The organism is Microbacterium sp. Bi98 (assembly GCF_918698045.1).
Taxonomy (GTDB): Bacteria; Actinomycetota; Actinomycetes; order Actinomycetales; family Microbacteriaceae; genus Microbacterium.
The window spans coordinates 241,201-253,655 of the sequence record NZ_CAKKLK010000001.1 but is presented as its reverse complement, the minus strand read 5'-3'; the positions used below and the strand labels follow the sequence as shown (position 1 = coordinate 253,655).

Here is a 12,455-nt window from a genome sequence, read left to right as displayed (position 1 = left end):
CGCGGGCGACCGAAGTCAGCCCGCGCCGCGTCAGTGGGTCCGATCAGGCGGAGACGATCGGCTTGTCGTTCAGACGAACGCCCGACTCGATGTCGAACGCGTGCACGTGGCCCGCGTTCGCCGCGAGGGTGACGGTCTCACCGGCGTTGGGGTGGCTGCGACCGTCGACACGTGCGACCAGGTCGGCGCGCTTGCCGTTGATCTCGGTGTGACCGTAGAGGTAACCGTCAGCGCCGAGCTCCTCGACGAGGTCGACGACGACCGAGAGGCCCTTGCCGTCGGCGGGGCCGACGGTGATGTCCTCCGGGCGGACGCCGACGGTGACCTGCGAACCGTTGGCGCGGCCCACGGTGTCGCGGTCGAGCGGGACGACCTCGGTGCCGAAGCGCACGCCGCCGTCTGCCAGGTCTGCGCTGAACAGGTTCATCGCGGGCGAGCCGATGAAGCCGGCGACGAAGACGTTCTCGGGCTTCTCGTACAGGTCACGCGGCGAACCGACCTGCTGGAGGAGTCCGTCCTTCAGCACGGCGATGCGGTCGCCCATGGTCAGAGCCTCGGTCTGGTCGTGCGTGACGTAGACCGTGGTGACGCCGAGGCGGCGCTGCAGCGACGCGATCTGCGTGCGCGTCTGGACGCGGAGCTTGGCGTCGAGGTTCGACAGCGGCTCGTCCATGAGGAAGACCTGGGGCTGACGGACGATCGCGCGACCCATCGCGACACGCTGACGCTGACCACCCGAGAGGGCCTTCGGCTTGCGGGTCAGGTACTCCTCGAGGTCGAGCAGCTTCGCGGCCTCGAGCACGCGGCTGGCGCGCTCTTCCTTGCCGACGCCGGCGATCTTGAGCGCGAAGCCCATGTTCTCGGCGACCGTCATGTGCGGGTACAGCGCGTAGTTCTGGAACACCATCGCGATGTCGCGGTCCTTCGGCGGCACGTCGGTGACGTCGCGGTCACCGATGAGGATGCGGCCGGCGTTGACCTCTTCGAGGCCGGCGAGCATACGCAGCGAGGTGGACTTTCCGCAGCCGGACGGGCCGACGAGAACGAGGAACTCGCCGTCAGCGACCTCGAGGTTGAGCTTGTCGACAGCCGGGCGGGTTCCGCCGGGGTAGAGGCGGGTGGCCTCGTCGAAAGTCACAGATGCCATTGTGTTTCTCCTTCACCGGCAGGTACGTGCCGGACGATCCGTAGTGATAGAGCGGCGGAGCGATCCGCCGTGACCCCTCATCGGGTCGGGATCAGTATGGCAGATGCCCGTGCATCTGGGTATTTCTCAGCCTGGCTGGTTAACATCGATCTCGGCCGCTTAACGCGGCGTTCGCCGCCCGAGTGGCGTCCGGGGCCACCCTGCCCCCCTGAGACTGTCTAGAGGAACGATGTCGAGCGACGAGACGCCGAACGTCCCCAGCCCTCGCAATTCGCGTGAGGTCGTGCGGGAGAAGGCACAGAAGGTGCATGCCCAGCAGTCGAGGGCGCGCGTGATGCGACGAATCATCCTCGGGGCGATCGCCGTCGTCGCCGTCGGCGCCATCGGCACCGCGATCACGCTCGCCGTCTCCGCACAGGTCTCGAAGCCGCAGCTCACCCCGGGCGGGATGAACGACGACGGCATCCTCGTCTCCGACATCAGCGCGTCCGCGATGTCCGACGAGACGGTCGCGCCTCCGAGCCCGGAGGAGACCGAGGCGGGTGGCGAGACGACGCCGACCCCGGAGCCCACCACGTCGAGCACGGTCGACATCCACATCTACGTCGACTACCTGTCGCCGGATGCCGGTGAATTCGAGCGCGCCAACGCGCGCCAGCTCGTCAACTGGATCTCGGAGGGTGCGGCGACGGTCACCTACCACCCGGTCGCACTGCTCACCGCGAGCTCGAACGGCACCAAGTACTCCCTGCGTTCGGCGGCGGCCGCGGCCTGTGTCGCGACGCACTCGCCGGCACAGTTCTACGCGTTCAACCACGACCTGCTCGATGACCAGCCCGAGGTGAACACCGACGGCTTCTCCGATTCTCAGCTGGCCGACATCGCCGGCGCGGTCGGCTCGGACAACGTCAAGAGCGTCCGGTCGTGCATCGAGGATCAGGACTACGTCACCTGGGCGAAGGAAGCCACGTCCCGTGCGCTGGAGGGCCCGCTCGTCGGTTCGGACGACCTCGTGCTCACTGCCGCGCCCATGATCGTCGTGAACGGCGAGGCCTACGTCGGCGCCCTCGACGACCCGAGCGAGTTCTCCCAGTTCGTGCTCACGGTCGCAAGTGACGCGTACTACGCCACCGAGACTCCCACTCCCGCGCCGACCGAGACCACGGAGCCCGCACCCTCGGAGACCCCGGCGCCGTAGTTCGTGGTGCCCGCCGCCCATCGCTAAGCTGGGTGGTGTCCGCCGACTTGGCGCAATTGGTAGCGCACCGTACTTGTAATACGGGGGTTGCAGGTTCGAGTCCTGTAGTCGGCACCGTCCAGCGGATCGCATCCGCGACTCCCTCGACGACACAGATCGTCACACGGGAAATAGTGCGAGCAGAGCACACGTTCTCCCCGGTATGACTCGTATCGGAAACAGTGACCTAGACGTCTTCCCGCTCTCGCTCGGAGGCAACGTGTTCGGCTGGACGGCCGACCGTGATGCCTCCTTCGCCGTGCTCGACGCCTTCGTGGCGGGTGGTGGCGATTTCATCGACACCGCAGACGGGTACAGCTCGTGGGTGCCGGGCAACTCGGGCGGCGAGAGCGAGACGATCATCGGTGAGTGGCTCGCGTCACGCAAGCCCGAAGGCGTCATCGTGGCGACCAAGGTGAGCCAGCACCCGGAGTTCTCCGGGCTGTCGGCGTCGAACGTGCGCAGGGCCGCCGAGGCATCGCTCGCCCGACTGGGCGTCGACGCCATCGATCTCTACTACGCGCACTTCGACGATGAGACCGTGCCGCTGGAGGAGACGGTCACCGCATTCGGCGAGCTCGTCTCAGACGGCCTCGTACGCAACGTCGCGGTGTCGAACTACACCGCGCAGCGCATCCGTGAGTGGGTGGAGATCGCCCGTCGCACGGGATCGGCGTCGCCCGTCGCCGTGCAGCCCCACTACAACCTCGTTCACCGCAACGACGTCGAGGAGACGATCATCCCGGTGGCGCAGGAGTTCGGTCTGAGCCTGGTGCCCTACTACTCGCTCGCGAGCGGATTCCTCACCGGCAAGTACCGTTCGACGGCCGTCGAGGGTCAGACCTCGCCGCGCGCCTCCGGTGCGGCCAAATACGCGACGGAGGCGGGGCTGCGCATCATCGACGCTCTTGAGGAGATCGGCGACGCCCACGGCGCCTCGATCGCGGCGACCTCGTTGGCGTGGCTGCGTGCTCAGCCGACGGTCGCCGCCCCGATCGCGAGTGCTCGGACGGTCGAGCAGGTTCCTGACCTTCTCGCCGGAGCGCGATTGGAACTGCGCGAGGACGAGATCGAGACGCTGAACCGCGTCTCCGAGTGGACACCGGCGAAGGCCTGAGGCTGTCGGCCTGTCCTCCGCCCTTGCTAAGAGCCCGAGGACAGGCCGCCGTCGACCAGACCCATCCTGTGAGCCAGGATGACCAGGTGGATGCGGTCGCGGGATCCCAGCTTCGACAGGATCCTGCCGACATGCGTCTTCACGGTGGATTCGCTGACGAACAGCGCCTGAGCGATCTCCGCGTTCGTGAGGCCGCGCGCGATCTCGACGAAGACGTCGCGCTCGCGGTCGGTGAGGTCTGCCGTCAGGTCCTCGGTCGCAGTGGCGGACGCTGCAGGTGTCGCGCCGAGCGTCGGGGTCACATGCTCCAGCAGCATCCGCGTGACCCGCGGTGAGAGGGCCGCGTCACCGCGGTGGATGGCTCGGATCGCCGAGATCATCTCGTGCCTCTGCGCGTCCTTCAGGAGGAATCCGCTCGCGCCGGCGCGAATCGCGCCGAAGGCGTACTCGTCGAGATCGAACGTCGTGAGCACCAGAACACGGGTGTCCGGATTCTCGCGGACGATGGCCTCGGTCGCCGCGATCCCGTCGAGCCCCGGCATCCGGATGTCCATCAGCACGAGGTCGGGACGGAGTCCGGACGCCTGGAGGATCGCGTCATGCCCGTCCGCGGCCTCGCCGACCACGACCATGTCGGCCTCCGCGTCGAGCACCATCCGGAAGCCGACGCGGATGAGAGCCTGGTCGTCGACGAGGAGAAGCCTGATCGGCTCGGTCATGGTGCATCCTTCGGTTCGAGGTCAGCAGGATCGGCGGGCGACACAGGCAGCTCGGCGCGCAGCATCCACCGACCGCGTTCGACGGGTTCAGAGGTGATCGTGCCGCCCGAATGCGCGGCACGTTCCACGAGCCCGCGCAGGCCGAACCCGGTCGTGCCGACAGGGCCGGAGACGCCGTCGTTGAGGATCTCGACGATCACCGAATCCGAGGCGTAGATCAGCCTGACCTCGATCGACGTCGCCATCGGCGCGTGCCTCATGGCGTTCGTGACGCCTTCCTGCACGATGCGGCCGAGCGCATGCGACAGAGCGGTGGAGATCGAGGCGGTGCCTGTGACGGAGAGCGTCACCGGAAAACCGGCGCGCTGCGCCACTGCGACCGTCTCCTGCGGTGGCGTCGGCTCGAGAGGTGCCAGGGGGAGTGGCGAATCATCGGCGCGGAGGACTCCGAGCATCGCGCGCATCTCGGTGAGCGCGCTGCGAGCCGTCTCGGCGGCGGAGGACGCCGCCGTTCGCGCCTGCACGGGATCCGGTGTCGCGGCTGCGCCCTCGGACAGGGCGACGATCACCGTGAGCGAGTGCGAGACGATGTCGTGCATCTCGCGGGCGATGCGGGCGCGTTCGCCTGCTGCGGCCAGCTGGGCCTGCTGATCGCGTTCCACGAGCAGCTGGCGGGAGCGGTCGATCACCGCAGCCAGGTAGCGTTTGCGTCCTCCGACATTCACACCGATCAAAGTGCCGATGAGTCCGAGGACCAGCGACATCACGACGGCGTTCGCGGCGATCTGCAGAGTGATGACGCCGGTGAGGGTGAGCGCACCGGCGAGCGCCGCGAGCGATGCGATCGCGATGCCGAAGCCGGTCCACGCCGCCCGCGACGAGCGGTACACGGCGAGCGAGTAGCAGCTGACCAGCAGGACAGGAGCGCCTATCGGCTGAAGCGCGAAGAGGAACAGGGCTTCGAGTGCGAAAGATGCCACGAACGGCACCAGCGGGTGCCTGCGCCGCCAGAGCAGAGTCGCGCACGTGCCGAGCACGGCGGCGGGGACCAGGATCGCCACGCCGATGGCGAGGGGCATCGGAAGATCGCGGGTGATCGCACCAGCGGGAACGAGCGAGAGGAGCAGGCACAGGATCGTGATGACGACGTCGGCGACCACCGGATGCCGCGCCCAGAAACGGCGCAGGACGCCGGGGGGACGCGGCAGCCGCAGCCCCTCGTCCTCGCGGACTGAGGTGCTGCGGCTGATCGGGGTGGTCACCGGCCGACTCTACGCGGATCGGTCATCGGTCGGCTCTCGGTCACGCGTCGCGGGTGCGGAGCACGCCCCACGCGGCGAGCATGCCCGCAGCCACCCAGCCGGCCAGCGTGAGATACGCGACCGGGCCCTCGAGGGCGGCTCCCTCGGGAAGGATCGCACTCTGAGCGGCGGCGACCGGCAGGTAGTTCGCGGTCTCGAGGAGCCACGTCCACGCGTCGCCGGCGATCGTGAAGAAACTCGCGACGATCGGCAGGACGAACAGCAGGCCGACGGTCGCGGCGATGGCTCCGGCGCCCGAGCGCAGGATGAAGCCGAATGCGACGCCGATGAGAGCGAAGACGGACATGGCAAGCGACGACACGACGATCGGAAGGAGCGATGCCGCCGGATCGGACCAGTCGATGCTCTGATCGCGCGACGCGACGACCGCGGAGACGGCGACAGCTGCGGCTGAGAAGATCACCAGAGACGACACGAACAGGAAGACCGCGATCACGACGGCCTTGGCGGCGAGCACGGAGCCGCGCTTCGGGTTGGCTGCCAGCGTCGAGCGGATCATTCCGGTCGAGTACTCACCCGTCACGGAGATCGCACCGAGGATGCCCGCGAGCAGCATCGTGAACTGGATCGGCATGACCACGGCCTGAATGGGGTCGAAGCCCGGCAGGTCGATCGCCTGAGCGATGAGCACCGCGATGCCGACGGTGAGCACTGCGGCGATGCCGATGGACCACCAGGTGGAGCGAAGCGTGGAGAGCTTGATCCACTCGCCGCGGATCGCGCGGACGAACGTGAGGCGGTGTCCGGTGTCGACGTGCTGGCGCGTGCGGGCAGGAGCCTGGACGGTCATGAGATCTCCTTCGTGCGGTACTCGACCGAGTCGCCGGTGAGCGCCAGATAGGCGTCTTCGAGCGACCCGGTGGTCGGGGTGAGCTCGTGCAGGGGGATGCCGTGGCGAGCGGCGAGGTCGCCGATGCGGGAGGCCGGCAGGCCGACGATGTCGAGAAGGTCGGGAGCCGAGCTCACGATCTCGACCGACGGACCGCCGACCGCTGTGGCCAGATCCGCTGCGCGGGGCGTGCGGACGCGCACGGTGTTCGTCGTCCAGGCGCGGACGAGTTCTTCGAGCGGAGCGTCGGCGAGCACTCTGCCCCGGCCCATCACGATCACGTGATCGGCGGTCTGCGCCATCTCGCTCATCAGGTGGCTGGACAACAGGACCGTGCGCCCCTCGGACGCCGCATGGCGCACGAACTGTCGCACCCATCGCACCCCCTCGGGGTCGAGGCCGTTGACAGGCTCATCGAGGATCAGCGTGTGCGGATCCCCGAGCAGGGCCGAGGCGATTCCGAGCCGCTGCCCCATGCCGAGTGAGAACTTCCCGGCGCGCTTGCGGGCGACGGGCGCGATGCCCGCCAGGTCGATGACCTCGTCGACGCGCGACGCGGGGATGCCGTGGGTCGCCGCCATCGCACGCAGATGATTGCGAGCGGTGCGGCCGGTGTGCACCGCCTTCGCGTCGAGAAGCACCCCCACCTCGGTGAGCGGGGCGCGAAGCTTCCGGTACTCCCGGCCGGCGACGGTCGCGATGCCGGACGTCGGCCGGTCGAGGCCGACGATCATGCGCATCGTGGTGGATTTTCCCGCGCCGTTCGGACCGAGGAACCCGGTGACCGTGCCCGGCTTGACCGTGAACGACACGTCCTGGACGGCTGTCTTGTCTCCGAATCTCTTCGTGAGGCCTTCTGCTGTGATCATGTCTACGACGCTATCGACGGCGCCGCGGCCCGCGCGTCCTCCCTGGGTACCGTTCCCCGGAGGCAGCGGGTCATCCTCACGGTGGATGGCCGGTGCGGAATCGTCAGGACGAGGGGCGCCCGAACAGGTCGGGATCCACGGGCCGCTGGGCGCGTGGGAGCTTCTCGACCACCAGACGGTACGACTCCGTGACCAGCTCGGACACGAGTTCCTCGTCGAGTGACGGCCCCGGCATCGGGGTGATCCAGTGCTTCTTGTTCATGTGGTACCCCGGGACGATGTCGGCGAAGGTCTCGCGCAATGCGACCGAGTCGTCGGGGTGCGACTTGAGCGTGACCCTCCCGGTCTGGTCGAGAGGGATCAGCAGGAACACGCGTCCGCGCACCTTGTACACGTCCCACTCGGGACCGAACGGGTTCTCCCGCGCCGCGCCCGGCAGCTCCTCTGCACGCTCCGCCGCGGTGGCGACGAGATTCGTCGAATCCATGAGCTCAGAACAGCCGATCCGCGCCCTTGTCGCTCGCGCGCGGCGCGGCGTGCACGCGCTCGTCGAGCGTCGCAGCGGCGAGCAGCGCCTCGTCGATGATGTCCTTCGTGGGCTCGGCGGTGAGCCACTCCTCACTCAGGGACGCGGGGATCAGCAGCGGCATCCGGTCGTGCACGTCCGCGAGGTGCGGAGGAGCCGGGCGCATCACGATCGAGTAGCAGGTGAAGGACTCGCCGTCGGCGGTGCGACCTCTCTGGGTGACCGCGGCCATCCCGAAGAGGGCCCCCTCGTCGACGAGGAACTCGTGCCACACGCGCTCGGGCTTCTTCATCTCGTACCAGCTGGTCGCAGGGACGAGCGCGCGACTCTTCAATCCGCCGGGGCGCTCCTGCAGCCGCTCGGAGCGGGTGTTGATCGACGGGAACTTCGACGGCTCCCCGTTGATGAGGAATCCCCACCACGCCGGCTCGAGCGTCGGAGCGGTGTCGGGCTGGACCACGATCGGATTGAGATTGCGGAGGTTCTTGCCGGTGGGGCGAACGGTCTCGCGGGCATTCTGCTCAGCCCACTCCCGGAGCCCGTCGAGCACGGCCTCGTCGGCCGCTGCGAGGAGTTCGGTGTCGGTGAACCGGGGGTCAAGTCCGTAGCTCGCGCACATGCCGTCAGGGTACGCCCGGCCACGGACATCGTGCACGCTGCGGGAGGAGGATCCTCGCTCGGCTAGGGTCGACGGGTGACCCAGGTTCGTCGTCTCTCCCCGCCCCTCGCGCTCGGCGGAGCGGTCGCGATCGGCGTCATGACGGCTGTCCAGGCGCGGATCAACGGGGTGCTGGGCGTCGAGATCGACAACGGCATCGCGGCCGGTCTCATCTCGTTCTCCGTGGGACTCGCGGCCCTGGCGATCGTGATCGTCTGCCTTCCCTCGGCTCGTCGAGGCGTCGGACGACTGCGCGGCGGCATCCGCGATCGGACCATCCCGTTCTGGATGCTGCTCGGCGGCGCCTGCGGCGCACTCACCGTATCGACCCAGGGGATCACCGCCGGCGTGCTCGGCGTCTCGCTGTTCACGGTCGGCGTGGTGGCGGGACAGACGCTGCACGGCCTCGTCCTCGACAGGATCGGGTTCGGCCCGGCGGGAGTGGTCGCGATCACGCCGGGACGCGTGCTGGGCGGCGCGTTCGCGCTCGCCGCAGTGGGCATCTCCCTGAGCGGGGACGTGCTGGCCACCGCCCCGCTCTGGATGCTGCTGCTGCCGTTCGCCGCGGGTGTCGGCATCGCCTGGCAGGCGGCGACCAACGGCAGGCTGGCTCAGCGCGTGAGGTCGCCCCTCGCGGCCACCTTCATGAGCTTCATCGCCGGCACCGTCGCGCTGCTGGCCGCCGCGGGCATCAGCATCGCCGTGCGAGGGGTGCCCGATGCGCTGCCGACCGAGCCGTGGCTGTACCTCGGAGGATTCCTCGGCGCGGCGTACATCCTGCTCGGCGCCTTCATCGTCGCGCATACCGGCGTGCTGCTGATGGGCCTCGGCTCGGTGCTCGGTCAGCTCGCCACGTCGGTGATCATCGACCTCATCTGGCCCGCGGCCGCGGGGCCGGCGCTCTGGCAGATCGTCGGCATGGTGATCGTCGCCGTGGCATCCGTGGTCGTCGCACTCCCGCGGCGCCGACGCAGCTGAGCGCCCTACTTCTTCTTCGGCTGCGGCATCCGCGTCACGAGTGCCCGGGCGTCGACCGGCTTGCGGCGTCCCGGCTTCTTGCCCTGCGGCTTGCCGCCGACATACAGCCAGCCGAGCAGCTCTTCGTTCTTGCCGATGCCGTGAGCCTTCGCGATGGCCTTCGAGCGCGTGTACCGACCGGTGCGCCACAGCACACCCCAGCCGGCCTCGTCGAGCAGCAGGCTGAGCATGTGGGCGACGCCTGACGCGACCGCCTCCTGCTCCCACCGGGGAACCTTGTCGCTCTTGCGATAGCTGGCGACCACGGCGATCAGCAGCGGAGCGCGAAGAGGCTTGGTCGACGGGGACTTGTCACCCTCCGCCTTCGCGATCGCCGCGCCGAGCACCTCGCGGTCGGACCCGCGGAGCTCGATGAGACGCCACGGGCGCAGCGACGAATGATCGGCCACACGACCCGCTGCGGCGACGAGCGTCAGCAGCTCATCGCGCGACGGCGCGTCGTCGGTCACCTTCGACCAGGACTGCCGTGCGCGGACCGCCTCGAGGGCGTTCACGACTCTTCGGGTGTGAAGTTCAGGGCGATCGAGTTCATGCAGTAGCGGTCGCCGGTGGGCGTGCCGAATCCGTCGGGGAAGACGTGGCCCAGGTGAGAGCCGCAGTTCGCGCAGCGCACCTCGGTGCGCACCATGCCGAGCGTCGTGTCCTCGATGAGCTGCACCGCGTCGGGGCGGATCGACTCGTAGAAGCTCGGCCAGCCGCATCCGGAGTCGAACTTCGTGCCGCTCTTGAACAGCTCGGCACCGCAGGCGCCGCAGGTGTAGAGGCCCGCTCGGCCCTCGTCGAGAAGCTCGCCCGTCCAGGCGCGCTCGGTGGCGGCTTCGCGCAGCACGGCGTACTGCTCCTCGCCGAGCTCCTCGCGCCACTCTTCTTCGGTCTTGTCCACGCTGTACGACATCGGTCCTCCTGGGGGTCTGATCCATTCTCTCGCGTTCAGAGGCGCTCGGCGCCACGAGACAATGGATCCATGACGGATGCCGTGCAGCAGCGCTACGCGCGTTTCGCCGAGCAGGAGGCGCCGGGGCGCAGCGACCTGTATGTCGAGTGGGCCGACGGTGTCGCCGCCGACTCCGAGGTACAGGGCGTGCTCGCGCGGATTCCGGAGAACAGACGGCAGCCCCCGCTCGTGTTCGCGGTGACACGGATGCTGGGCGCCGGCCTCGTCGGCTACGGCGCCTGGCGGTCGTTCGTGATCGCGCGCGCCGATGAGATCGTGGCCGAGTGCAGCGGCCGGCGCCTGCAGACGAACGAACCTCTGCGTCTCGCGCCGCTTCTGCCCGCGCTGTCGGAGATCGACGGCCCGATCGCGCTGCTCGAGGTCGGAGCCTCCGCAGGACTGTGCCTCTATCCGGACAGGTACTCGTATCGCTTCGTGGGCGCGGACGGGCGGCTGCGCGCGTCGCTCGACCCCGCGGACGGCCCCTCCACCGTGATCCTCGAGAGCCGTGTCGACGGAGCCCTCCCGCCGATGCGGATGCCCGATGTGGTGTGGCGAGCCGGCATCGACCTCGCGCCGCTCGACGCGCGAGACGAGCGTGACCGGCGCTGGCTGCTGGGTCTGGTGTGGCCGGGGGAGGAGGGGCGCGAGCAACGGGTGTCGGCGGCGCTCGACATCGCGGCATCCGCCCCTCCCCACCTCGTCGCAGGCGACGCGCTCGAGCAGATCGACGAGCTCGCCGCCGAGGCGCCCCGCGGCGCCGCCCTCGTCGTCACGACTCCCGGCGTGCTGGTGCACATTCCCCGGGAGGCCCGTGAAGCCCTCGTCGACCGCATCCGGGGACTCGGCGCGCGCTGGCTGACCATCGACCCTCCCGCGCTCCTCGACGCCTGGGATCCGCCCGTCGTCGCCGCGGAGTGGCCCGGTTTCGTCGTGGCGCTCGACGGGCAGGTGCGCGCAGCCGCCGACCCACTCGGGCGATGGTGGGAGTGGCGTGCCGGAATCGGCGGGGCGGCGACCTAATCTGATCTCATGCTGGGAGAGCTGAGCGAGCGCGATCGTGCGATCCTCGCGCTGGAGACCGCGTGGCCGCGCCACGGCGGCGCGAAAGAGGAGACCATCCGCGCCCAGCTGGGTATGAGCGCCGCGCGCTACTACCAGCTCCTCGGACGTCTGATCGAGTCGGAGGCCGCCCTCGAGTACGACCCGATGCTGGTGCGTCGGCTGCGGCGCATCCGCGACTCGAGATCATTCCAGAGAGCCGCTCGCACGCCCGGTTTCGTCGGCTGACTCGCGCGTCCGCCACGCGCCGACGGCGCTCGATGCGGATACAGAGGTCGGTGCCGTTAGCATCGAGGGGTGTCAAAGCCCAGCCGAGATCGATTCGACGACGTCCCCCGATCATCCGGACGCGTCGGAGCGCATCGCGCCGAAGCCCCGGGGATGAACGGCTGGGTCGTGCTCCTCTGGTCTTTCGTGGCCGCTCTGGTGCTCATCATCGGCGGCATCTTCGGCTCGCTGGTGGTGATGGGGCGCATCAGCCTCTTCCCGGAGGCCGTCCCCACGGCCAGTCCTGCACCCGTCGAGACCGGAGTCGTCGACGTCACCTACTCGGTGATGATCCTCAACGCATCCCCGGACGAGGGGCTCGACGAGCAGATGCGCGACGTCCTGATCAACAACGGCTGGGCAGCGGACGTCGTGTTCGCGACCGACAGCGCGAGCCAGGACTTCTCGACGACGACGGTCTACTACGTCGCCGACGAGGACGAGCTCGCGGCCATCGGCCTCGCGAACCTCATCGGCGGAGCGCAGGTGGAGCAGAGCGATTTCTACACCGATCTGAACGACACCGGCGCGAAGCAGCTCACGGTGGTCATCGGACTCGATCGCGCGACCACCGCTCCCGAGACTCCCGCAGACACCCCTGCCCCGTAGAGCGCCGCGCGGTCCCTCCCCGCAGCTTGCACTCGATGGGGTCGAGTGCCAGAATGGCGTTAGCACTCTCTCACTCTGAGTGCTAAACCCAACGTCTACGTCCAGGAGGGACGACAAAACT

General features: G+C 68.9%; 15 protein-coding genes and 1 tRNA gene. 7 read left to right on the top strand and 9 right to left on the bottom strand.

Going from position 1 to position 12,455, the window contains the following annotated elements; genetic code table 11:
• Positions 1–43 precede the first annotated feature (43 nt).
• Positions 44–1,147 (bottom strand): sn-glycerol-3-phosphate ABC transporter ATP-binding protein UgpC, encoded by a 1,104-nt coding sequence (gene ugpC / locus LQZ85_RS01235; RefSeq protein WP_053097292.1) that lies wholly within the window; start codon positions 1,145–1,147, stop codon positions 44–46.
• Between the two features lie 229 nt (positions 1,148–1,376).
• On the opposite strand from ugpC, the gene LQZ85_RS01230 reads away from it, so the two are divergent.
• From LQZ85_RS01230 to LQZ85_RS01220, 3 genes are all read left to right on the top strand, one after another.
• Entirely contained in the window at positions 1,377–2,345 is a 969-nt protein-coding gene (locus tag LQZ85_RS01230; protein ID WP_053097290.1) for a thioredoxin domain-containing protein, read from the top strand.
• A gap of 41 nt (positions 2,346–2,386) precedes the next feature.
• A tRNA-Thr gene (locus LQZ85_RS01225) sits at positions 2,387–2,459 on the top strand.
• A gap of 88 nt (positions 2,460–2,547) precedes the next feature.
• Positions 2,548–3,501, top strand: a complete 954-nt coding sequence (locus LQZ85_RS01220) for an aldo/keto reductase (RefSeq protein ID WP_056279890.1) — start codon at positions 2,548–2,550, stop codon at positions 3,499–3,501.
• A gap of 26 nt (positions 3,502–3,527) precedes the next feature.
• Here LQZ85_RS01220 and LQZ85_RS01215 read toward each other — a convergent pair whose 3' ends face one another.
• The 6 genes from LQZ85_RS01215 to LQZ85_RS01190 form a co-directional block, all read right to left on the bottom strand.
• Positions 3,528–4,220: a response regulator transcription factor gene (locus tag LQZ85_RS01215; protein WP_056279892.1), complete on the bottom strand. Its 693-nt coding sequence runs from the start codon at positions 4,218–4,220 to the stop codon at positions 3,528–3,530.
• Positions 4,217–5,482 (bottom strand): histidine kinase, encoded by a 1,266-nt coding sequence (locus LQZ85_RS01210; RefSeq protein ID WP_056279894.1) that lies wholly within the window; start codon positions 5,480–5,482, stop codon positions 4,217–4,219. The genes LQZ85_RS01215 and LQZ85_RS01210 overlap by 4 nt, the downstream gene beginning before the upstream one ends.
• 40 nt (positions 5,483–5,522) lie before the next feature.
• Positions 5,523–6,332: an ABC transporter permease gene (locus LQZ85_RS01205; RefSeq protein WP_053097273.1), complete on the bottom strand. Its 810-nt coding sequence runs from the start codon at positions 6,330–6,332 to the stop codon at positions 5,523–5,525.
• On the bottom strand, positions 6,329–7,240 hold the full coding sequence (locus LQZ85_RS01200; RefSeq protein ID WP_053097271.1) for an ATP-binding cassette domain-containing protein: 912 nt from the start codon (positions 7,238–7,240) through the stop codon (positions 6,329–6,331). Before LQZ85_RS01200 ends, LQZ85_RS01205 begins: the two co-directional genes overlap by 4 nt.
• Before the next feature lie 103 nt (positions 7,241–7,343).
• Entirely contained in the window at positions 7,344–7,727 is a 384-nt protein-coding gene (locus LQZ85_RS01195) for an MmcQ/YjbR family DNA-binding protein (RefSeq protein WP_230100376.1), read from the bottom strand.
• Positions 7,728–7,731: 4 nt separating this feature from the next.
• Positions 7,732–8,385: an SOS response-associated peptidase family protein gene (locus LQZ85_RS01190; protein ID WP_056279898.1), complete on the bottom strand. Its 654-nt coding sequence runs from the start codon at positions 8,383–8,385 to the stop codon at positions 7,732–7,734.
• A gap of 75 nt (positions 8,386–8,460) precedes the next feature.
• On the opposite strand from LQZ85_RS01190, the gene LQZ85_RS01185 reads away from it, so the two are divergent.
• Positions 8,461–9,402, top strand: coding sequence for a DMT family transporter (locus tag LQZ85_RS01185; RefSeq protein ID WP_056279900.1), 942 nt, complete (start codon positions 8,461–8,463; stop codon positions 9,400–9,402).
• A gap of 5 nt (positions 9,403–9,407) precedes the next feature.
• On the opposite strand, the gene LQZ85_RS01180 is transcribed toward LQZ85_RS01185, so the two are convergent.
• Positions 9,408–9,956: a nitroreductase family protein gene (locus LQZ85_RS01180; RefSeq protein ID WP_053097263.1), complete on the bottom strand. Its 549-nt coding sequence runs from the start codon at positions 9,954–9,956 to the stop codon at positions 9,408–9,410.
• Positions 9,953–10,357, bottom strand: a complete 405-nt coding sequence (gene msrB / locus LQZ85_RS01175; RefSeq protein WP_056279902.1) for a peptide-methionine (R)-S-oxide reductase MsrB — start codon at positions 10,355–10,357, stop codon at positions 9,953–9,955. Before msrB ends, LQZ85_RS01180 begins: the two co-directional genes overlap by 4 nt.
• Positions 10,358–10,426: 69 nt before the next feature.
• Here msrB and LQZ85_RS01170 point away from each other — a divergent pair, with 69 nt between their 5' ends.
• The 3 genes from LQZ85_RS01170 to LQZ85_RS01160 all read left to right on the top strand — a co-directional run bounded on the left by LQZ85_RS01170 (position 10,427) and on the right by LQZ85_RS01160 (position 12,334).
• Positions 10,427–11,419, top strand: coding sequence for a DUF2332 domain-containing protein (locus tag LQZ85_RS01170; protein WP_230100375.1), 993 nt, complete (start codon positions 10,427–10,429; stop codon positions 11,417–11,419).
• Between the two features lie 9 nt (positions 11,420–11,428).
• A complete protein-coding gene (locus LQZ85_RS01165; RefSeq protein ID WP_053097256.1) occupies positions 11,429–11,686 on the top strand; it encodes a DUF3263 domain-containing protein in 258 nt (85 codons plus the stop codon).
• Between the two features lie 69 nt (positions 11,687–11,755).
• Positions 11,756–12,334 (top strand): LytR C-terminal domain-containing protein, encoded by a 579-nt coding sequence (locus LQZ85_RS01160; protein ID WP_230100374.1) that lies wholly within the window; start codon positions 11,756–11,758, stop codon positions 12,332–12,334.
• Positions 12,335–12,455 lie beyond the last annotated feature (121 nt).